Genomic DNA, 19,915 nt, shown 5'->3' with positions numbered 1-19,915 from the left:
TCTCCTCTGCTCTGGGGTGAGCTCAAGTTAGCGTGTCGTGGGCTGTCGCTCTTGTACGAAATCAATCGGTTGGCAACGGCCAGCCGTCCAGCACGTGGCCGGGATGGTCGCGCAGGAACCGCCGGCGGACTTCGACGTACCGGGTCGGCGTGAGCCCGGTGAACGCCCGAAACTCGTGGCCGAAGTGGGCCTGGTCGAAGTAGCCCGCGCCACCGGCGACGTCGCCCCAGTCGATCGGCTCGGCGAAGTCGATCGCGAGCAAGGTGGCGGCGAAGCGGTGGGTGCGGGCCAGCCGCTTCGGTGTGACGCCGATGAGCTCCTTGAACCGTTGTGCCAGATGAGTGCTGCTGACACCGGCTGCCACCCTCAGGTCGCCGATCGCCACCGCCCCGCTGGTCGCCGCGATGACGCTGCTCGCGTGGCGGACCAGCCCCAGGCCGGCGGTCTCGCACAGCCGTCGCATCAGCTCCTCCTCGAGCAGCGTCAGCATCTCGTGCGGGCCGGCCGCCGTGGCCAGCCGCTCTCGCAGCTCAGCAATGGCGGGTCGGCCCCAGACCTGCTCTACCGTCACCGGCCGGTCACACAGCTCGGCCGCGGGCATCGGCAGGAACGGCGCTGGCCCCCACGGCTTGAAGTGCACGCCGACGGACCGGGTCTGGAGTGGGTAGCCGAACTCCCACGCGTGGGTGGGCATGGTGACCACGCAGCCGTCGGCGTACTCGGCCGTCTCGATGTCCGTGCCGGCGCGGATGCGGAACGGCGCCCCGAGGTTGACGATGAGCAACGCCGCCGGACTCGCCGGCAGCGTCAGCCGGGCGTACGGCGGCGCACCCTCCAGGTAGTAAAGGTCGTCGATCAGCCCGTCCAGCGGCGGTCGCGGCACTCTGGACAGGTACTCCACGCCCACAGTATCGCCGGCATCGCGCGCCGGGATGGTCCAGCCGCGCCGCCAGCATCGAGCTGGCGAGAATCCAGTGGCACTCGCGATCGCGGTACGGGTGCGCCGGCAGGGCCGTACAGCGCTCAAAGAGTGAGGAGTACCTAGAGCGGTGGCATGGGTGTCTCCGTTGGTCGGCGGCGTGACCGTCGGGCGTCCGCGCCGGCCACGCCGAGCAGCACCGCGGCGGCGGTCGCGCCGGCGATGATCGGGTGCAGGTGGCGGGTTGCCGGCACCAGCAGGCCGAGGGCGAGCAACCCGAGGGCGAGCAGCCCGAGGAGCCGGGATCGGGAGACCCTGCCGAAGACCTGGAACTCGAGGGCCGACCGGCCGGCGAGGAAGAGCGCCGGGCCGCCGAGGATGGCGATGAGCCAGGCCTCCGGGAGGTGCCCGAGTGGCTCGTCGATGAACAACTCCATGCCGACGCCGGTCAGGACGATCCCGGCGATCATCGTCAGGTGGGCGAATGCCATGTCGGTGGCGAGTCGAGAGGCGTTCCGGGAGCGGCTGATGGCGGCATCCAGCGCCTCTCCCGCCACGTGGAAGTAGATTCGCCAGAGCAGGACGGTTGTCGCCAACGCCAGGACGAAGCCGCCCGTGTGTTCGGCCTGGAAGGTGCTGCCGCTGAACGCGAGCCCGATGACGAAGATCGCCTCGCCGAGCGCGATGAGGAGGAACTGTTGGTACCGCTCGGCCAGGTGTTCGGCCGCGATCGCCTGGACGCCGAGTCGTTGCGCGCCGAGTCGGGGGGTGGGCCACCCGAAGAACGCCCCGACGTAGTCGATCAGCACGGCGATGGACCAGAGCCAGCCGCGCAGTGCGCCGTGATTCGTCAGCCCGCCGACGACCCAGAGCGGAGAGCTCAAGCCGAGCCAGAACAGGATCCGGATGGACTGCCGGGGGTCGGGCCGGCCGTGTGCGGCGAGGTAGAAGTACGTCACCCGGCCGATCTGCAGGGTCACGAACGTGATGGCGAAGAGGGAGGCCCGGGCGCCGAATCCGTCGGGCACCGCGACGGCCATCGTCATGGCGCCGCCCATGGTCATGACGATGACGACCTGGACTATCGACGCCTCCGGATCCAGCCAACTGGTCGACCAGACCGTCAACGACCAGACCGTCCACAGGGCCAGGAACAGCACCAGCGCTTGACCGAGACCCGCGAGCACTCCCCGCTGACCGTCGGTGAAGTCGGTGATCAGCCGGGCGGAGATCCGGGTGAGGGCGAAGACGAAGACGAGGTCGAGGAACAACTCCAGGAAGGTGGCCCGCTGGAGGCTGTCCTTGGTACGCAGCAGCCGTTCGCGGCGCGTCTCTCTCATCTCCTCAGCTAACGAGCGAACGTCGGGTTTGGCGTCACCCGGCGCACCCGGTGGATCGGACGTGAGTCACCAATCTGTCACCACACGGCTACGAGCGGTGTCCGCCACTACGCTTCGGGACGTGTCCGGACCTACCGATGGGACCACCGAACGGGACCGACGTGACGTCATCGTCACGGCCGCCAGGGAGTTGGCCGAGGAAGAGGGTTGGACGGGGATCAGCGGCCGACGGCTGGCCGACCGGGCCGAGGTGGACGTCGGCGACCTCTACCGGCACTTCGTCGATCAGGAGGCCGTGCTCGCTGCCGTCGCGGTACGCGGCTTCGCCGACCTGGCCGCCGCGCTGACCGCGGCGCACGCGGACAACGAAGTCCCCGAGCGTGCGTGGGAGGTGATGGCGAGCGCGTACCTCGACTTCGCGTACGCCAATCCGGCGGCATATGACGCGATGCTGACGCTGACCCCCGACCTGGCCCTCGGCGCTGATGGGGTGCCGGCCGCGCCCCGGGCCGTCTTCGCTGCCCTGCGGGCGGCCCTGACCCCGCTGGCGGCGGGCCGTGACCCGGACACCCTGGCCGAGGTGGGCTGGAGCCTGCTGCACGGTGTGGTGATGCTGACCCGGGGCGGCCGGCTACGTCCCGAGGGACAGGACGAGCGGGAGACGATGATCGCGGAACGGTTGCTGCGGTGGCCCTGACCGTCAGCCGGACATGGGGCGGCGGGCCGGACCCTTGTCGACGAACCGGAACGTGCTGGGCGGCCGCCCGTTGCCCGACTCCTTGAGGATGAGGCCGTTGCCCGGGGCGTGCTGCAGGGACCGGGTCTCGCTGCCGATCGCGTACGTGCCGTCGCCCGTGGCGGTGATGGTGAACCGCTGGATCGGGTTGTCCTCGTCGCAGACCGCGGCCTCGATGGTCAGCTCGGGCTCGATGTCCAGGCCGTTCACCTGCCAGCAGGACGGGTCGTCGTTGGCCGGGTGACCGTCGGCCGTGCCGTAGGCCTTGATCACGTAACGGTCGCCTCCGATGGGCGTCGGAACGAACAGTTGGCGGCCGCCGGTGTCGCCGCCCTCCTCGAGTCGACCGCTGAGCTCCAGTTCCTCGGATGCCTGCACCCGCATGATGGTGACCTCCCGCTGACCGGACAGCAGCGGATCGGTCGCGGGTGCGCCAGGGGACGGCGCGGCGAGTGGCGTGCCCGTCGCGGTGCCCGAGGGCGTCGCCGTACCAGCCGGGGCATCCGGTGTCTTGTCGCCACCGCTTCCGCAGCCCGCCAGCGCGCCGGCACAGGCCAGCATCGCCGCGCCCGCGACCCACTTCATCCTGATCACCACGTGCTCCTCGAGGCGCAGCTCCGGCAGACGATCGACGAGTATAGAGATGCCCGCGCGATGATCTCGCGGCTATCCTCCTGGCTTGGCCTTCGAGGCGCCGAGGACGAGGAGGGGACGGCATGACGGTCGACGCGACGGGTCGGCGACAGGCGCAGGTGCTGATCTTCGACGCGGACGACACGTTGTGGGAGAACAACGTCGTCTTCGAGCGGGTGATCGACGACTTCCTGGCCTGGCTCGACCACCCCACCCTGGACCGGGTGGAGACCCGGGCGATCCTCGACGACATCGAGCGGGCCAACGCCGTGACACACGGCTACGGCAGCAAGGTCTTCCTGCGCAGCCTGGCGGAGTGCCTGGAGCGGCTGCGCGAGCGCCCGGCCACCGACGCCGAACGCCAGGAGATCGACCGGCTGGCATTGGCGCTGGTGGAGCACCGGGTGGAGCTGATGCCGGGGGTGGCCGAGGCGTTGGACGAGTTGGCCGGCCGGCACGAGCTGCTGCTGCTGACCAAGGGCGAGCGGGAGGAGCAGCAGCGCAAGCTGGACGCCTGCGGTCTGCTGCACCACTTCCGGGCCGCGCACATCGTCACCGAGAAGGACGTCGACACCTACCGGTGGCTGGCCCGGGAGCACGGCTTCGCCCCGACGGATGCCTGGATGATCGGCAACTCCCCGAAGTCGGACATCCTGCCGGCCCGGGCCGCCGGGCTGAACGCGGTGTTCATCCCGAACGAGAACACCTGGGTGCTGGAGCACGACGAGCTGGATCCGACCGACGCGGGAGTGCTGCGGCTGGCCGCCTTCCCCGATCTGCTTCGGCACTTCTGACCCCGCCGCCACGGGACCGCGGGCGGGGCCTCCTTCTCGTAAAGTGAGCGCGCCACACCTCGACAGCCACCGGCCGTACTCCGTCCCGGTGGCGCCGTGTCGCCGCAGCCCTCCGTGACATCGGGACCGAACTCATGGACACGACCAGCGACGGTCCGCCTCCGGCCGAGGCGACCACGACCTGCTACCGGCACCCCCGCCGGGAGGCGTTGCTGCGGTGCGTCCGCTGCGACCGATACATCTGCCCGGACTGCATGCGCGAAGCTCCGGTCGGGCACCGCTGCCCGGAGTGCGTCCGCACCGAGAACCGTACGGTCCGGGAGGCCCGTACGGTCTTCGGTGGCCGGCTCGTCAGCGTGCCGGCAGTGACGTACGCGCTCATCACGCTCAACGTGCTGGCCTATCTGGTCGAGCTGGTGCACCCGGCGATCCTCGGCCAGTTCGACAGCCTCGGCACGGGTCTGGTCGACGCGGACGGCCAGCGCTACATCGACGATGGCGACAGCTACGCCGGGTTCCGCCCGATCGGGGTCGCGCACGGTGAGTGGTACCGCCTCATCACGGCGGCCTTCCTGCACCTGCCGCCCGGCTCGGGTGGGTTCGGGATCACGCACATCGCGTTCAACATGATCTGGCTCTGGGTGCTCGGTCGTGTCCTCGAGGAGCGGTTGGGGTCGGCGCGTCTCCTGGCCGTCTACCTGCTCGCGGCACTCGGCGGGTCGGTGCTGGGTTTCCTGGTCGACCCGGGGCAGGCGGCGGTCGGCGCCTCGGGCGCGATCTACGGCCTCGCGGGCTGCTACTTCGTGCTCACCCGGCGCCTGCACCACCACCCCCTCGACCGGAACCGGCTGCTCCTGATGTTCGTACTCTGGATGGTGCTCTCGGCCGGCTTCACCTCCTGGGAGGGGCATCTCGGCGGTCTGCTCATCGGCGGCCTCGCTGCGGTCGGCATGGCGTACGCCCCGGCGCGTCGACGGGTCGTCGTACAGACAGCCGTCACGGTCGCACTGGCGATGCTGCTCGTCGCACTGGTGGTGGGGCAGTCCCTGAACCTCGGCCGGTGACACGTCGCGTGGGGGCTGACCGCGAGGGGGGTCGGCTGTCAGGATGGGCGGCATGAAGCGCAGAACTGTCCTGTTCGGTGCCGCGGCGGGCCTGGTGACGCCAGCGGTGCTCGCCCCGACGGCGCCCGCGCTGGGCGCGACCCGCCCGTCCGCGCCCGCCTGGGACCCGACGCCGGCGCCCCGGCCCGTCCGCCCGACGGCGCCGCGGCGCCGTAACCTGGCCCACGGTTTGCGGACCCTGCCGGCGCAGACGAAGCAGGTCATCATCGTCACCACCGCCACCGCCACCGCCACCACCACGTACGCGACCCTGGAGGCGTACACGCGGGTGCAGGATCGCTGGCAGCAGGCCTCGGCGCTGATGCACGCCCGGATCGGGTCCAAGGGGTTCAGCGACAACCACGTGGAGGGTGTGCCGAGCACGCCCACCGGCGTCTATGCGATCGGCTCGACGATGTACGGCATCGCCGCGAACCCGGGCGTGCGGTACCCGTACCACCGGCTCGTCAGTGGTGACTGGTGGAACGAGAACCCGACGTCGTCGCGGTACAACTCCTTCCAGCACAGCACGAGCAACCCGGGTGGGGCCAGTGAGGCGCTGTGGACGGAGGTGCCCGCCTACACGCACTTCGCGGTCATCACGTACAACATGCCGCCGACCGTGCCGACGCCGGTGCCGTACAAGGGCAGCGGCATCTTCCTGCACCAGTTCAGCACCAGCGGCGGCAACCCGACCGCCGGCTGCGTCTCCCTCGCGCACGCCGATCTGGTCGATGTGCTGAGCTGGCTGGACCCGACGCTCTCGCCGCGCATCGTGCTCAGCCCGTACAACCAGCTCGGCCGCTACTGATCTGCGCCTCGGCGGGGTCTCCGGTCAGGAGACCTCGCCGCCGCGGACGATGGCGACCGCCACGCGGCAGAACTCGTCCATGTCGGGGTTGAAGCCCGCCGCGATGTCGGGGTGCAGCCCGGATCGGGTCTCGTCCAACAGTCGCTGGCAGACCTGCTCAATCGGCTCGCCGGCGTAGCCGGCGCGGACCCGGTCGATGGCCGCCTGGAGCGCCGAGGTCAGCTGGTCCTCCAGCGGGCCGCGCAGCTTCTGCTGCACGGGGTCGAGCCCGCGCGGGTCGAGCGTGACATGTGGCTCCGACATCGGTGGTGCTCCCTTCGTCGGCGTCCGCGGTACCCCACCGGGGACGTCGGTCAAACCACGGTCGGTGCGGCGGCGATCCGCACCTGGTACGAGAATTCCTCGGCCGGCTCCTCCTGGTACGACAATCGGCGAATCTGCCGGTCGTCGGCGAAGAGGGCGACGTCCACCAGGACGCCGAGGTGGGCCAGGCCGATGCTGGCGACCCGCTTCTTGTCCTGCAGCACCGCGCAGACGCCGCCGAGCAGGGTGCTGGCGTCGGACGTACGGTGGCCGGGCGGACAGCGCAGCACCAGGTGGACCTCGATCGGCCCGGGCAGCGGTGTCCAACCCGTGCGCTGGGACGCCTCGCAGGCGGCCTGGAGTAGGGTGCGGACCCTCGTCGCCTGCCGGTGGCCGGCGGCGAAGATGGACAATGCTTCGGTCTTGACCGGCGGCAGGCCGCTCACCTCGAACGTCAGGGTGAGAGCGCGAGTGTCCTGCACGACGAGCACCTCCTCGTTGGGACGATCCTGCCGAACCGGAAGAGCGGCGGTGTGACGTTCCCGCGATTACCAACCGATCGGGCAGGCTGGGTCGGCCGGAGGCGTGTCGACGGCGGCGGCGAACGCGCTGGCAGCGGCGCTAGGGAAACGCTAGCCCACCGCACGCGCGCTGGGTAGTCGGTCGATCACCCGATGGGACGTGGCGCGGTGTCGGCGGCCGGATCGACGTCAGGTTTCGCGACTTCCCAGCTCGGGCAGTGTGGAGGTCACGAAACGTCCGGGCCGCCGTTCCGCAGGTCCAGCGTCCCGACCGATTCGCCGTGCGCCGGGCACGGTGCCTTCCCCGGCTGCTGGCCGACACGAGGGGAGGGGTGATGAACGACCCTGACGAAGCCCGACGTCGACGGCGACCATGGGTACGCGCCGTCGCGGCAGCCGCCGCGGTGACGCTGGTGGCGCCCATGGCTGCCTGCGGTTCCGGTGACGATGGTGGCCCGCCGACGATCAACCTGTACTACCCGCCCGAACAGAACCTGCAGAAGGTCGTCGACGACTGCAACGCGCAGGCCCAGGCCCGGTACGAGATCGCGTACCGGGTGCTGCCCCGGCAGGCCGACGACCAGCGGGTGCAGATGGTGCGCCGGCTGGCCGCCGAGGACACCGGCATGGACCTGCTCGGTCTGGACGTCACCTGGACCCAGGAGTTCGCCAGCGCCGACTGGATCCGCGAGTGGACCGGCCAGGACAAGGCCGAGGTCGAGCAGGGCACCCTCGCCGGGCCGTTGGAGACCGCCCGCTACGAGGACAAGCTGTACGCGGCGCCGAAGAACACCAATGTCCAGCTGCTCTGGTACCGCAAGGACCTCGTGCCGCAGCCGCCGACCACCTGGGACCAGATGATCAGCGCGGCCCAGCAGCTCAGGGACCAGGGCAAGCCGTACCAGGTGCTCACCATGGGTGCCCAGTACGAGGGCCTGGTCGTCCTCTACAACACCCTGGCCGAGAGCGCCGGAGGGAAGATCCTCAACGACGACGGCACCAAGGCCGTGATGGACGACGGCACGGTCCGGGCGTTGGAACAGCTGAAGACATTCGCCACGTCGGGCGTGACCTCGCCGTCGTTCAGCAACGCCACCGAGGATCCGGTCCGGCTGGAGTTCCAGTCCGGCTCGGGAGCGTTCCAGGTGAACTGGCCGTTCGTGTATCCGGCCCTGCAGGAGGCGAACCCGGACCTGGCCAAGCAGGTCGGCTGGGCCCGGATCCCCGGCATCGACGAGGGCACCCCCAGCAAGGTCACCATCGGCGGGGTCAACCTGGCGGTCAGCTCCTACTCCAGGCACCCGGAGCTGTCGTTCGAGGCGGCCCGGTGCATCCGCGACGCCGGGCACCAGAAGTTCTCCGCCATCAACGACGGCGTGCCGCCGACCATCGAGGCCGTCTACGACGACCCGGAGATGGCCGAGGCGTACCCGATGAGGGAGACCATCCTGGAGGAGCTGAAGGACCCGGCGACCCGTCCGCTGACCCCGGCCTATCAGAGCATCTCCACCGTCATGTCGGCGATCCTGTCGCCGCCTTCGGCGATCCGTCCGCAGAAGACCGCGGACGAGCTGCGTGACGCCATCGCCGACGCCCTCCAGTCGAAGGGGGTCCTGCCGTGACCCGGCCCGCCGCCACCGCCATCCCGGAGGAGACCGACGGCCAGCGTGCCACCGTGCCGGCCCAGCGCGGCCGTCGCAAGCCGCCGCTGAGTGAGAACAAGAAGGCCGAACGCAAGCTGGGTTGGCTGCTCTGTGCACCGGCGGCTCTGGTCATGGTGGCGGTGACCGCGTACCCGATCATCTATTCGGTCTGGTTGTCCCTGCAACGCTTCGACCTGCGCTTCCCCGACCAGCGCGAGTTCATCGGGCTGGACAACTACGTCACCGTGCTGACCAACGAGTTCTGGTGGACGGCGTTCGGGGTGACCATGCTGATCACGGTGGTCACCGTGGCCGTCGAGCTGGTGCTCGGTATGGGGCTGGCGATCATCATGCACCGCACGCTGGTCGGGCGCGGCCTGGTCCGGACCTCGGCGCTCATTCCGTACGGGATCGTCACCGTGGTCGCGGCGTTCTCCTGGCGGTACGCGTGGACGCCGGGCACCGGCTACCTGGCTGACCTGTTCAGTGACGGCGCGCCGCTCACCGAGCGGGCCAGCTCGTTGGCGATCATCATGCTCGCCGAGATCTGGAAGACGACTCCGTTCATGGCGCTGCTGCTGATGGCCGGGCTGGCGCTGGTGCCGGAGGACCTGCTCAAGGCGGCCTCCACCGACGGGGCGACCGCCTGGCAGAAGTTCACGAAGGTGATGCTGCCGGTGATGAAGCCGGCGATCCTGGTCGCGCTGCTGTTCCGCACGCTGGACGCGTTCCGGGTCTTCGACAACATCTTCGTGTTGACCGCCGGCGGCAACGAGACCTCGTCGGTGTCGATGCTCGCCTACAACAACCTGATCCGTGGTCTGAACCTCGGCATCGGCTCGACGATGTCGGTGCTGATCTTCATCACCGTGGCGATCATCGCGTTCGTCTTCGTGAAGCTGTTCGGCACCGCTGCCCCGGGCAGCGACGACGGGGAGAGGCGCTGACATGGCCACCGGTACCGAAACCACCACCCGCGCCCGGCTGCGCTGGGGCCTCCTGGACGTCCTCGTGGTCGTCTTCGCGCTGGTCCCGGTGCTGTGGATCGCGTCGCTGTCGTTCAAGACGCCGGCCACCCTCACGGACGGGAACTTCATCCCTCGCGAATGGACGCTGGACAACTACCGGACGATCTTCGACACCGACCAGTTCGTCCGGGCCTTGATCAACTCGATCGGCATCGCGCTGATCGCCACGCTCGTCGCGGTGGTCCTCGGCGCGATGGCGGCGTACGCGATCAGTCGGCTGGACTTCCCCGGCAAGGGCCTGCTGGTCGGGGTCTCCCTGCTGATCGCGATGTTCCCGCAGGTGTCGCTGGTGTCGCCGCTGTTCGAGATCGAGCGGCAACTCGGCCTCTTCGACACCTGGCCCGGGCTGATCCTGCCGTACATCACCTTCGCGTTGCCGCTGGCGATCTACACGCTGTCGGCGTTCTTCAAGCAGATCCCGTGGGACCTGGAGAAGGCCGCGAAGATGGACGGGGCCACCCAGGGTCAGGCGTTCCGGCGGGTGATCGCGCCGCTCGCCGCGCCGGGGCTGTTCACCACGGCGATCCTGGTCTTCATCTTCTGCTGGAACGACTTCCTGTTCGCCATCTCGCTGACCTCGACCGAGCGGTCACGTACGGTGCCGGCCGCGCTGTCGTTCTTCACCGGCGCGTCGCAGTTCGAGGACCCCACCGGGGCGATCTGCGCCGCCGCCGTGGTGATCACCGTGCCGATCATCCTGTTCGTTCTCTTCTTCCAGCGTCGCATCGTGTCCGGTCTGACCTCCGGCGCCGTCAAGGGATAGGTGAGTAGTCATGGCTGACATCGTGCTGGACAAGGTGAGCAAGAGCTTCCCGGACGGGACCGTCGCCGTGCAGGACGTCGACCTGGAGATCGCCGACGGCGAGTTCGTGATCCTGGTAGGGCCCTCAGGCTGCGGAAAGTCCACCACCCTCAACATGATCGCCGGGTTGGAGGACATCAGCTCCGGTGAACTGCGCATTGCCGGGCAGCGGGTCAACGACAAGGCTCCCCGGGACCGGGACATCGCCATGGTGTTCCAGTCGTACGCGCTGTATCCGAACATGACCGTGCGGGAGAACATGGCGTTCCCGCTGCGGCTGGCGAAACTCGACAAGGAGACCATCAACCGGAAGGTCGACGAGGCGGCGAAGGTGCTGGAGCTGGCCCCGCTGCTGGACCGCAAGCCGGCCAACCTCTCCGGTGGGCAGCGTCAGCGGGTGGCGATGGGCCGGGCAATCGTCCGCCAGCCGAAGGCGTTCCTGATGGACGAGCCCCTGTCCAACCTGGATGCCAAGCTGCGGGTGCAGATGCGCACGGTCGTGTCCCGTCTGCAGAAGCAGCTCGGCACGACCACCGTCTACGTCACCCACGACCAGACCGAGGCGATGACCCTCGGCGACCGGGTGGTGATCATGCGCGGGGGCGCGGTGCAGCAGGTCGGCCCGCCGCAGGAGCTCTACGACCACCCGCGCAACCTGTTCGTGGCGGGTTTCATCGGCTCGCCGTCGATGAATTTCCTGCACGCCGCCGTGCAGGAGGGTGGGCTGCACACCGCGCTGGGTGAGGTGCCGCTCGGTGACCGGATGCGCCGTGAGCTGGAGGCCGCCGACGCGCCGCGTGAGCTGATCCTCGGTATCCGCCCCGAGCACTTCGAGGACGCCGAGTTGATCGACGAGGACACCCGCCGCCGGGGCCTGGAGTTCGAGGCGCCGGTGGAGATCGTCGAGTCGATGGGCTCGGACAAGTACGTCTACTTCACCGTGGAGGGGGAGCGGGCCAGCGCCGCCGAGTTGGAGGAGCTGGCCGCCGACGCCGGCTCGGCCGACTTCGCCGGAGCCGGCGGCAACCTGGTCACCCGGCTGTCGGCCGAGTCCCCGGTGGCCGAGGGACAGCCGCGCCGGGTCTGGTTCAACCTGGAGAAGATCCACCTTTTCGATCCGGCCAACGGCCGCAACCTGACCCTGCACGAGGGCCGGGCCGCCGGCGCGCTCGCCGACTGACCGCGTCACCCACGTGGTGCCGGCGGATCCGCCCGCCGGCACCACGACGGTCAGGTGAGCCAGTCGACGCTTAGGGGCAGCTCGAGATAGTCGGCGTACCGCGCCAGGGCCTGCTCCACCCGGGCGCGATCGCGGGCGGCCAGCGGCAGCAGCGGCTGGACCGTCACGGTGACCGCCTTCCGACCGATCTTGCGCTTCCACACGGCCACCACGCGGCCGGCGCGGACCACCGTGGCCTGGAAGATGCCGTTGTTGCCGGGGACCACGGCCTGCTGGTGCGCGGCGTCGAGCATCAGGGTGCGATCCCGGTAGCCCAGCAGGTACTCGTCGAAGCCGGGCAGCACCAGCACGTCGTCGACCGCGGCGGCCGGTGTGTCGGCCAGGGCCGCGTCGACGTACATCTCCTCGCCGTCGACCCGCACGACGCGCAGCGCGTCGCCGGCGGCGGCCAGCCCACGCCGTGCGTCGGTCAGGGTGAGGCCGGTCCAGCCGGCGAACTCGCGGGCGGTGACCGGCCCGTGCCCGCGCACGTAGCGCTGGGCGAGCAGCGTCAGCGCCTCGTCCCGGTCGAGCCGATGTGATCCGGGCGCCCACTCGTCGAGCAGCGCGAAGGTCTGCTCGGTGCCGACGGTCGGCGCGAGGCAGGTCACCCCGCGCACGCTCGCATACCAGAGCAGGTGGTAGCCGCGCTGACCGTCGGTGCCCAGGCCGGCGGCGCGGAGGGTGGCCAGGCACTGCGCGCGGGTGAGCCGGCCGCCGCCGACCAGCGCCGCGCCGAGCACGTCCACCGCCCGGTCGGCGTCAGCGTCGGTCAGCTCGAGCTGCGCGCGGCGGGTCGCCGCGCCGGCCAGGGACCGGACGCCGGTCAGCTCCAGCATCCAGCGCGCGTCGGCGGGTGGGACGAGGTGCACCGTGCCCCGCATCGGCCAGGTGCGCAGGGCCTCCCGCCGTTCCAGTGCCGCCTGCACGTCGGCCACCGTCTGCCCGGGCAGACGCGCGCCCAGTGACCACAATCCGCTGGCCAGGTCCTGTGCCTGCATCGCGCCGAACCACTCGACCACCTCGGCGACGCTCCCGGCGTGGGCGCTGGGGTGCGGGCGTAGTAGCAGGCTGGTCATCCGCAGCGCGAGCGCGTCTGCCGTGGTGACGTCGTGCGTCATCGAGCTCCTTCGTCCAGGTGCTCGGCCAGGGTAAGGCGGACCACCGACGTCTAGGGTTCCGGGATGGCGATCGAATGGCACTTTCGGGTGCGACGGCCCTTTGCGCTGCGGGAGGCGCTTCGCCTCACGAACGTCCGGTTGGTCGAGCTGCTCGGCCGACCGGACGGCCTGCCCGCGGTGGAAGCCCGTGCGGCCACCACGGCGCGGCGCCGGGGTGGACCGAGCGGCCCGGCGTCGGACCGTGTGCTCGACGCACGACTCGACCCGCTCGCGGAGGTGCTGACCGATGACCTCGACGTGTTCTTCGAGATCCCCGGCGTGGCCGGGGGCGCCCTGGTCACCGTCATGCTGTATCTGCCGGGTGCCGAGGACCCCGGTGACGATCCCGAGGAGTGGGGCCTGTTCGTCTGGGTGGACTCGCACCGCGACCCGACCTCGCAGGTGGTGAGCATCGCGGCCGTCATCGCGCTCGCCGAGTGCGGCGACGGGAGAGTCATCGACGAATCCGGGATCCTCTCCGACACACGCTTCAATTCGCCCGCCGAGCTGCTCGAGCGACTGCGCGTTCCGGCCCCGCTCGACGCACTCGACGACGCCGTCGACGCGGTGCTGGCCCGGACCCGGCTGCGCGGAAGGGCATAGCGGCCGTCGCAGCGGGAAGGCTGCCGCTCGGAAGTGCGCGCGCCGCGCGTACGGAGGGGAGCCTCATGACTGCCGCAAGCGAGCCGGCCCGTGGTGCCGGCGTAACGGCCGGGTCCCGGAGCCAACGGTCGGGCACCGGCGGGAAGACCAGCGCCGCCGCCACGTTCGCCCTGGTCTTCGGGGTGGCCGCGCTGTTCAGCGTGCTGACCGCCATCCTTTTCTGGCTCGGCCTGGTGCTGGGCATCATCGGGATCATCCTGGGCATCTTCGGGCTCAAGATGGCCGCCCGACCGGGGGTGACCGGCCGTGGCGTGTCGATCGGCGGCCTGGTGCTCAGCATCCTGTCGGTGCTCATCGGCCTGGGACTGGCCGCGGGCATCTCCACCTTCGTCAACAACGAGAGTGCGGTGGACCGCCTCCAGAGCCAGGTCGACAAGCTGCGCGACAGGCTCGACTGACACTCGGCGAGCGCAGCGGGAGATCACAGTAGGGTGGGCGGCGTGCTCCGTCAGGTCACCGCGATCCGCTACGTCACCCCGCTGCGGGAGGGTGGCTCGCTGCCCGGCGTGGTCGAGGCCGACGACCTCGGCACGTACGTGGCGAAGTTCCGCGGCGCCGGGCAGGGGCCGAAGGCGCTGATCGCCGAGGTGATCTGCGGTGAGCTGGCCCGTCGGCTGGACCTGCGGGTGCCGCCCCTGGTGGTGCTCGACATCGACCCGGTGATCGGGCGGGCGGAGCCCGACCAGGAGGTGCAGGAGCTGCTGCGCAACAGCGGCGGCGCCAACCTGGGGATGGATTTCCTGCCGGGGGCGCTGGGCTTCGACCCGGTCGCGCACCCCGTCGACGGGGCGCTGGCCTCGCGGGTGCTCTGGTTCGACGCGTACGTGGAGAACGTCGACCGGAGCTGGCGCAACCCGAACCTGCTGGTCTGGCACCGGGAGCTGTGGCTCATCGACCACGGCGCGTGCCTGTACTTCCACCACAACTGGCCCCGGGCCGGTGCGGCCGTGCACCGGCCCTACCGGGCCGAGGACCACGTGCTGGCGCCGTACGCCGACCGGCTCGCCGAGGCCGACGCCGAGCTGGCTCCCCGGATCACGCCGGAGCTGCTCGGCGAGGTGCTGGCGCTGGTGCCGGAGGCGTGGCTGACCGCCGCGGACTTCGACACGGGCGACGAGGCGCGGGAGGCGTACCTGACGCATCTGTCCGCCCGGGTCGCCCGCACCGCCGACTGGCTGCCGCAGGGGAGCGCGGCATGAGACAACCCTTCGAGTACGCGGTCATCCGGCTGGTGCCCCGCATCGAGCGCGGCGAGCTGATCAACGTCGGGGTGTTGCTCTACTGCCAGCAGCGCGACTTCCTGGCCGCGCGTACGCACCTGGACGCCGACCGGGTCCGCGCGCTGGCGCCCGACGTCGACCTGCCGGCGGTGGAGGCGGTGCTCGGTTCCTGGAACCGGACCTGCGCGGGCGACGGGCCGGCGACCCGGATGCGCCTCGGTGAGCGCTTCCACTGGCTTGCCGCGCCGCGCAGCACGATGATCCAGACGGGGCCGGTGCACACCGGGCTCACCGTTGATCCGGCGGCGGAGCTGGAGCGACTGATGGCGGCCCTGGTCCGCTGATCGTTCGATCGTGGGGCTGTGGGCCCCTGATCGCGCTGCGCCAGCGCCGTTGCTGGCGAAGCGCGATCCCCCGTTCAGGTTCCCGGCGCGGGGCGGCGGCAGGTTCCCGCCGGCGCCGGATGGGTTCAGGATCGCGGTCCGCGGCGGCCGGGGGGCGGGGATGTCGGGGAACTTGCGGAAAATTTGAGCCCGTCGCCGACTGCCGCCCGGGCGGCGTCGGCCGGCCGCCGTTTGACGGCGTACGTAACGGGAAGCCGCCGGAGCTGACTCTGACGGAAAAGGGGTACTTCTGATGGCTGCTCAGGTCAAGGTAGCGGTGATCTACTACAGCGCCACCGGCACCACGTACCAGTTGGCGCAGGCCGCGTGCGAGGCCGCCGGGGACGCGGGTGCCGATGTGCGGCTGCGCAAGGTGCGTGAGCTGGCACCGGACGAGGCGATCAAGTCCAACGCCGGCTGGCACGCGCATTCCCTGGAGACCCAGGATGTGCCCGAGGCGATGATCGACGACCTGTCCTGGGCCGATGTGACGATCCTCGGTGCGCCGACCCGGTTCGGGATGATCGCCGCCCAGCTGAAGCAGTTCATCGACACCACCGGCCCGCTCTGGAGCCAGGGCACGCTGGTCAACAAGGTCTACGCCGCGTTCACCTCGTCGGGGACCGTGCACGGCGGGCAGGAGACGACCCTGACCTCGCTCTTCAACGTCTTCTACCACTGGGGTGGCATCGTGGTCGCCCCTGGCTACACCGACACCAGCCAGTACATCGCCGGCAACCCGTACGGCGCCTCGCACACCAGCAACAACGGAGAGATCCCCCCGGACACCGTGGCGCGGGGCGCCGCCGCGCTGACCGCCCGGCGGGCGGTGCACATCGGCGCGGCGCTGAAGCAGGGCCTGGCTGGCTAACAGTGGCGGGCGACCGGTGGCGCGGACGGGGGCTCTCGGCCCGCCCGGCCACCGGTCGATGAAGCCCTACCCCAGCGGTGGGACGACCATGCCCCGTCGCCTCGACAGCTCGTCCGGTGGTGACGCCGGCAGCAGGTCACCCAACAGGTCGGCGAGCACGGCGAGCCCGTCCGGGCTGAGCACCGACTCCGGGTGGAACTGCACCCCGGCGAAGCCGCGTCCGCGCAGGGCGTGCACCGCTCCGTCGCGCTCGTCGCGGGCCAGCTCCACCGGCCCGTACGCGGTGTCCAACCGGTCGACCTCGGCGCGGGCGGTGAACGTGGAGTAGAAACCCACCCGGCGGACCTGGCCGAACAGCGGCACCTCGCGTTGCAGGCCCTGGTAGGGCGCCTCCCGGCGGTGCGGTGGCAGCCCCAGCATCCCGGCCAGCACCTGGTGACCGAGGCAGACCGCGAGGGTCGGTCGGCCGGTGGCCAGCAGCCCGGCGAGCAGGCTCCGCAGCGCGACCATCTTCGGCTCGGCCACGCTGCCCGGGTCGCCCGGTCCGGGCCCGGCCACCACGAGGTCGTAGGGGTCGACCGGGCCGCTGGCGTGCCACGGCCGCAGGGTGACCGCGAGACCCAACGCGCCCAGTTGGTGGGCCAGCATCCCGGTGAAGGTGTCCTCGGCGTCCACGATCAGCGCCCGGCGGCCGACCAGCCCGGGGAGCCCCGGCGCGTCCGGTGCCCGCTGATCCAGCCAGAACCGTGCCAGCGGCGCGTTGCGGGCGGCCAGCGCCTCGCGTACCGCCGGGTCGTCGGCCAACCGCGCGACCGGCCCGCGGCCGCCGGCGGGCGCCGCCGGCCCGAGGCCGAGGGCGGCCAGCACCCCGGCGGCCTTGGCGTGCGTCTCGGCGACCTCGCCGGCGGCCGTCGAGTGCCGGACCAGGGTGGCACCGACCGGCACCCGCAGCTGCCCGGTGGGGGAGATCTCGGCGGTACGGATCAGGATCGGCGCGTCCAGCGTCTGCCGGCCGGCCGAATCGTGACCGAGCAGGGCCAGCACGCCCGCGTAGTAGCCTCGCCCGCCGCGCTCGTGGCGGGCGATCACCCGGCAGGCGTTCTCCATCGGGCTGCCGGTGACGGTCGGGGCGAACATGGTCTCCCGCAGCACCTCCCGCACGTCGCGGGTGCCCCGCCCGGCGAGCAGGTACTCGGTGTGCGCCAGGTGCGACATCTCCTTCAGGTACGGGCCGATCACCTGGCCGCCGTGCTCGGCGACGGTGGCCATCATCTTCAGCTCCTCGTCGAGCACCATGTACAGCTCCTCGACCTCCTTGGGGTCGGCGAGGAAGCGCAGCAGCGCGGCCCGGTCCGGCTCGCCGCCGGTGTGCCGGAAGGTGCCGCTGATCGGGTTCATCAGCACCAGCCCGTCGTCGACGCTGACGTGCCGCTCGGGGCTGGCGCCGACCAGGATCCGGGTGCCGGTGTAGACCACGAACGTCCAGTACGCGCCCCGTTCGGCGATCAGCAGTCGACGCAGCGCGGCCAGGGCGGCGACCAGCGGCGGGCCCTGCACCCGAGCGTGCAGGCTGCGGCGGATGACGAAGTTGGCGCCTTCACCGCGGCCGATCTCCTCGGCCAGCACGCGTTGCACGGACCGCGCGTACTCCTCGTCGGTGACGTCGAACGCGGCGTCCACGGCGTGGACCGGCTGGTCGGGCAGCGCGGCCAGGGCGTCGGCCAGGTCGATCCGCTGGTGGTCGCGAACCTGGAGGCACTCCAGGGGCGCGCCGTCGTCGTGGCAGGCGAAGCCGCGTTCGGTGATCTGCCGGTAGGGCACCAGGGCCAGCGTCCGCGGCCCGGGCGTGCCCGGCGGCAGTGGGATGTCCGCCAGTCGGTCGACCGCGCCGACCGGGCCGGTGAACAGCTCCAGGTCGTCGGCGCCGTCGCGGCGCAGCAGCGCGAAGGGACCGGGGTCGACGCCGGATGTGATGGCGGCGAGCAGATCGGTCAGGTGGGTCATCGAAGTCTCCGTCGGGCCGGGCGTCGCCAGTGGGCGACCATCCGGGCTGGGAGATCCGGCGGCCGCCTCTGTGGCGGCCGCGTGGATGGAGCTACGCGCGGGGGGTGGCCGCCGGGTCGGCGGGCCACCAGCGGGTCGGCTGCGCGAGCATGCGGTCCACCCTACGCGCTGACGGCCGGGCCGGTAGCCCGATCAGGCGTACCGGTACGCCCGGCCCGACCGAGGTTCCCGCGCGGTCGGCACCGGGTAACTTGACCGGCGATGAACATTCTCGCGCTCGACCTGGGCACCTCCTCGGTACGCGGGCTGGTGCTGGACGGTGACACCCAACCGCTGCCCGGCGCGCTGGCCCGGCGGAAGGTCAGTCTGGCCATCGGCGACGACGGCACCGGCACGCTGTCGGGTCCCGGCTACCTCGCCTGCCTCGTCGAGTGCCTCGACGAGCTGGCCGCCGCGGGGCACCTGCGCGACGTCGACCTGGTGGCGGTCTCCGCGCAGTGGCACTCGGTGCTTCCGCTGGACCGTGACGGCACACCGTTGGGCCCGGTGATCACCTGGCTGGACACGCGGCCGGGGCCGGTCGGCGGGGCGCCGGGCCCGACCGACCCGGATGGCTTCCATCAGCGCACCGGCTGCTGGTGGCACCGCACCTACTGGTCGATGCGGCTGCCGTGGCTGCGCGAGCACTCCGGGACGTCGATCGCCCGGTTCGTCGGCCTGCCCGAGTACGTGCTGGGTGAGCTGCTCGACGCGGCGCCCATGTCGGTTTCCCAGGCTTCCGGGACCGGCTTGCTGGACCTCGGCACCATGCGGTGGGACGAGGAGGCGCTGACGCTGGCCGGGGCGCGACCGCAGGACCTGCCGCCCCTGGGTGAGCTGGACTGGCACGGCCGGCTGCGGGCCGAGCACGCCCGTCGTTGGCCGCAGCTCGCCGAGGCCCGCTGGTCACCGCCGGTGGGTGACGGCGGGGCGTCGAACGTCGGCTCGGGCTGCACCGACCCGAGCCGGGCCGCGGTCACCGTCGGCACCTCGGCGGCGGTCCGGTTGATGCAGCGCATCCCGGCCGGTGAGCCGCTGCCCCGACTGCCCGAACGGCTCTGGCGTTACCGGGTCGACCACGACCACGTGGTGACCGGGGCGGCGTACTCGAGCGGCGGCAATCTGTTCGCCTGGGCCGACCGGGAGCTGCGGCTGCCCCAGGGCACCGAGCTGGACGCGGCGTTGGCGCTGGTGCCGCCGGGTGGTGGTCGCCCGGCGGACCCGCGTTTCGGTGGCGACCGGGCACCGGGGTTGGCGCCGGCGGGCACCGGTGAGCTGCGCGGGATCAGCTTCAGCACCACCGCGGTGGACATCCTGGCGGGTCTGATGCAGGGGCTGTGCGAGCTGGTCGCGGAGGATCTTGCGGTGCTGGAGTCCACCATCGACAAACCGGTCGGCGTGGTGCTGGGCGGCGGCGCGGTGGCCGCCTCGGTGTGGTGGCGGCAGGCGTTCGCGGCCGCGCTCGCGCCGCGACCGGTGTCGCACCAGCGTAATCCGGAGATCGGTGCCACCGGTGCGGCGTTGGTGGCGTTGGGCCGCTTCGGTGACGCTGCGGAGCTCGCGGACATCGGCCGGACGGACGAGTTGGTTTTGCCGACCACGACAGGACGTTCGCACCCGCAGTATCCTTCCTGAACCTTCGCCCTGCCCGGGCCGTTGACAGCGCTCCCGAGCCTGGTTGGATGGACTCCGCTCCCCGGGCCGCGGCGGACACGGTAGGGAC

21 protein-coding genes are annotated in these 19,915 nt (G+C 71.2%); 14 read left to right on the top strand and 7 right to left on the bottom strand.

Translation table 11 applies throughout. The features are described 5' to 3' along the window. Positions 1-61 precede the first annotated feature (61 nt). Together V6V47_RS14400 and V6V47_RS14395 are read right to left on the bottom strand one after the other, a co-directional pair. Positions 62-901: a helix-turn-helix domain-containing protein gene (locus V6V47_RS14400; protein WP_334628688.1), complete on the bottom strand. Its 840-nt coding sequence runs from the start codon at positions 899-901 to the stop codon at positions 62-64. A 140-nt stretch (positions 902-1,041) separates the two neighbouring features. Further along, positions 1,042-2,259 (bottom strand): low temperature requirement protein A, encoded by a 1,218-nt coding sequence (locus tag V6V47_RS14395; protein ID WP_334628687.1) that lies wholly within the window; start codon positions 2,257-2,259, stop codon positions 1,042-1,044. A 121-nt stretch (positions 2,260-2,380) separates the two neighbouring features. Between V6V47_RS14395 and V6V47_RS14390 the strand changes: the two genes are divergently transcribed. Then, positions 2,381-2,956, top strand: coding sequence for a TetR/AcrR family transcriptional regulator (locus V6V47_RS14390; protein ID WP_334628686.1), 576 nt, complete (start codon positions 2,381-2,383; stop codon positions 2,954-2,956). 3 nt (positions 2,957-2,959) lie between these two features. On the opposite strand, the gene V6V47_RS14385 is transcribed toward V6V47_RS14390, so the two are convergent. Further along, complete coding sequence (locus tag V6V47_RS14385) at positions 2,960-3,589, bottom strand: hypothetical protein (RefSeq protein ID WP_334628685.1); 630 nt, start codon at positions 3,587-3,589, stop codon at positions 2,960-2,962. A gap of 122 nt (positions 3,590-3,711) precedes the next feature. Between V6V47_RS14385 and V6V47_RS14380 the strand changes: the two genes are divergently transcribed. The 3 genes from V6V47_RS14380 (at position 3,712) to V6V47_RS14370 (ending at position 6,336) form a co-directional block, all read left to right on the top strand. Next, a complete protein-coding gene (locus tag V6V47_RS14380) occupies positions 3,712-4,422 on the top strand; it encodes an HAD family hydrolase (protein ID WP_334628684.1) in 711 nt (236 codons plus the stop codon). A 134-nt stretch (positions 4,423-4,556) separates the two neighbouring features. Then, positions 4,557-5,486, top strand: coding sequence for a rhomboid family intramembrane serine protease (locus tag V6V47_RS14375; protein WP_334628683.1), 930 nt, complete (start codon positions 4,557-4,559; stop codon positions 5,484-5,486). A 52-nt stretch (positions 5,487-5,538) separates the two neighbouring features. Next, the gene (locus V6V47_RS14370; protein WP_334628682.1) at positions 5,539-6,336 is read left to right on the top strand and encodes a L,D-transpeptidase family protein; all 798 of its coding nucleotides are present in this window, start codon (positions 5,539-5,541) and stop codon (positions 6,334-6,336) included. Between the two features lie 24 nt (positions 6,337-6,360). Here V6V47_RS14370 and V6V47_RS14365 read toward each other — a convergent pair whose 3' ends face one another. Both V6V47_RS14365 and V6V47_RS14360 read right to left on the bottom strand, forming a co-directional pair. Then, positions 6,361-6,639 carry a hypothetical protein gene (locus V6V47_RS14365; RefSeq protein ID WP_334628681.1) on the bottom strand — a complete coding sequence of 93 codons (279 nt, stop codon included), beginning with the start codon at positions 6,637-6,639 and terminating at the stop codon, positions 6,361-6,363. Between the two features lie 50 nt (positions 6,640-6,689). Beyond that, a complete protein-coding gene (locus V6V47_RS14360; RefSeq protein ID WP_334628680.1) occupies positions 6,690-7,121 on the bottom strand; it encodes a hypothetical protein in 432 nt (143 codons plus the stop codon). A 374-nt stretch (positions 7,122-7,495) separates the two neighbouring features. On the opposite strand from V6V47_RS14360, the gene V6V47_RS14355 reads away from it, so the two are divergent. Genes V6V47_RS14355 through V6V47_RS14340 form a run of 4 tightly spaced genes read left to right on the top strand, consistent with a single transcriptional unit; the run spans position 7,496 to position 11,813 of the window. Then, the gene (locus V6V47_RS14355; RefSeq protein ID WP_334628679.1) at positions 7,496-8,782 is read left to right on the top strand and encodes an ABC transporter substrate-binding protein; all 1,287 of its coding nucleotides are present in this window, start codon (positions 7,496-7,498) and stop codon (positions 8,780-8,782) included. Then, positions 8,779-9,750: a carbohydrate ABC transporter permease gene (locus tag V6V47_RS14350; RefSeq protein ID WP_442934234.1), complete on the top strand. Its 972-nt coding sequence runs from the start codon at positions 8,779-8,781 to the stop codon at positions 9,748-9,750. The genes V6V47_RS14355 and V6V47_RS14350 overlap by 4 nt, the downstream gene beginning before the upstream one ends. A 1-nt stretch (position 9,751) precedes the next feature. Then, positions 9,752-10,594, top strand: coding sequence for a carbohydrate ABC transporter permease (locus V6V47_RS14345; RefSeq protein WP_334628678.1), 843 nt, complete (start codon positions 9,752-9,754; stop codon positions 10,592-10,594). Positions 10,595-10,604: 10 nt separating this feature from the next. Continuing rightward, positions 10,605-11,813, top strand: a complete 1,209-nt coding sequence (locus V6V47_RS14340) for an ABC transporter ATP-binding protein (RefSeq protein WP_334628677.1) — start codon at positions 10,605-10,607, stop codon at positions 11,811-11,813. Between the two features lie 50 nt (positions 11,814-11,863). On the opposite strand, the gene V6V47_RS14335 is transcribed toward V6V47_RS14340, so the two are convergent. Beyond that, the gene (locus V6V47_RS14335; protein ID WP_334628676.1) at positions 11,864-12,973 is read right to left on the bottom strand and encodes a winged helix DNA-binding domain-containing protein; all 1,110 of its coding nucleotides are present in this window, start codon (positions 12,971-12,973) and stop codon (positions 11,864-11,866) included. Between the two features lie 63 nt (positions 12,974-13,036). Here V6V47_RS14335 and V6V47_RS14330 point away from each other — a divergent pair, with 63 nt between their 5' ends. The 5 genes from V6V47_RS14330 (at position 13,037) to wrbA (ending at position 16,149) form a co-directional block, all read left to right on the top strand. Further along, positions 13,037-13,615: a hypothetical protein gene (locus V6V47_RS14330; protein ID WP_334628675.1), complete on the top strand. Its 579-nt coding sequence runs from the start codon at positions 13,037-13,039 to the stop codon at positions 13,613-13,615. A 65-nt stretch (positions 13,616-13,680) separates the two neighbouring features. Next, on the top strand, positions 13,681-14,073 hold the full coding sequence (locus V6V47_RS14325) for a hypothetical protein (protein WP_334628674.1): 393 nt from the start codon (positions 13,681-13,683) through the stop codon (positions 14,071-14,073). A 42-nt stretch (positions 14,074-14,115) separates the two neighbouring features. Beyond that, positions 14,116-14,874 (top strand): HipA family kinase, encoded by a 759-nt coding sequence (locus V6V47_RS14320; protein ID WP_334628673.1) that lies wholly within the window; start codon positions 14,116-14,118, stop codon positions 14,872-14,874. Continuing rightward, the gene (locus tag V6V47_RS14315) at positions 14,871-15,239 is read left to right on the top strand and encodes a DUF3037 domain-containing protein (protein ID WP_334628672.1); all 369 of its coding nucleotides are present in this window, start codon (positions 14,871-14,873) and stop codon (positions 15,237-15,239) included. Before V6V47_RS14320 ends, V6V47_RS14315 begins: the two co-directional genes overlap by 4 nt. Before the next feature lie 292 nt (positions 15,240-15,531). Next, on the top strand, positions 15,532-16,149 hold the full coding sequence (gene wrbA, locus V6V47_RS14310) for an NAD(P)H:quinone oxidoreductase (RefSeq protein ID WP_334628671.1): 618 nt from the start codon (positions 15,532-15,534) through the stop codon (positions 16,147-16,149). 66 nt (positions 16,150-16,215) lie between these two features. Here the strand turns inward: wrbA and V6V47_RS14305 are convergent, their stop codons facing one another. After that, entirely contained in the window at positions 16,216-18,153 is a 1,938-nt protein-coding gene (locus tag V6V47_RS14305; protein ID WP_334628670.1) for an anthranilate synthase family protein, read from the bottom strand. Between the two features lie 261 nt (positions 18,154-18,414). Here V6V47_RS14305 and V6V47_RS14300 point away from each other — a divergent pair, with 261 nt between their 5' ends. Further along, complete coding sequence (locus tag V6V47_RS14300) at positions 18,415-19,827, top strand: FGGY family carbohydrate kinase (protein ID WP_334628669.1); 1,413 nt, start codon at positions 18,415-18,417, stop codon at positions 19,825-19,827. Positions 19,828-19,915 lie beyond the last annotated feature (88 nt).

Origin of the sequence: Micromonospora sp. CPCC 205539 (assembly GCF_036906815.1) — a bacterium.
Classification (GTDB): domain Bacteria; phylum Actinomycetota; class Actinomycetes; order Mycobacteriales; family Micromonosporaceae; genus Micromonospora.
This window is presented reverse-complemented; position numbering and strand designations above follow the sequence as displayed.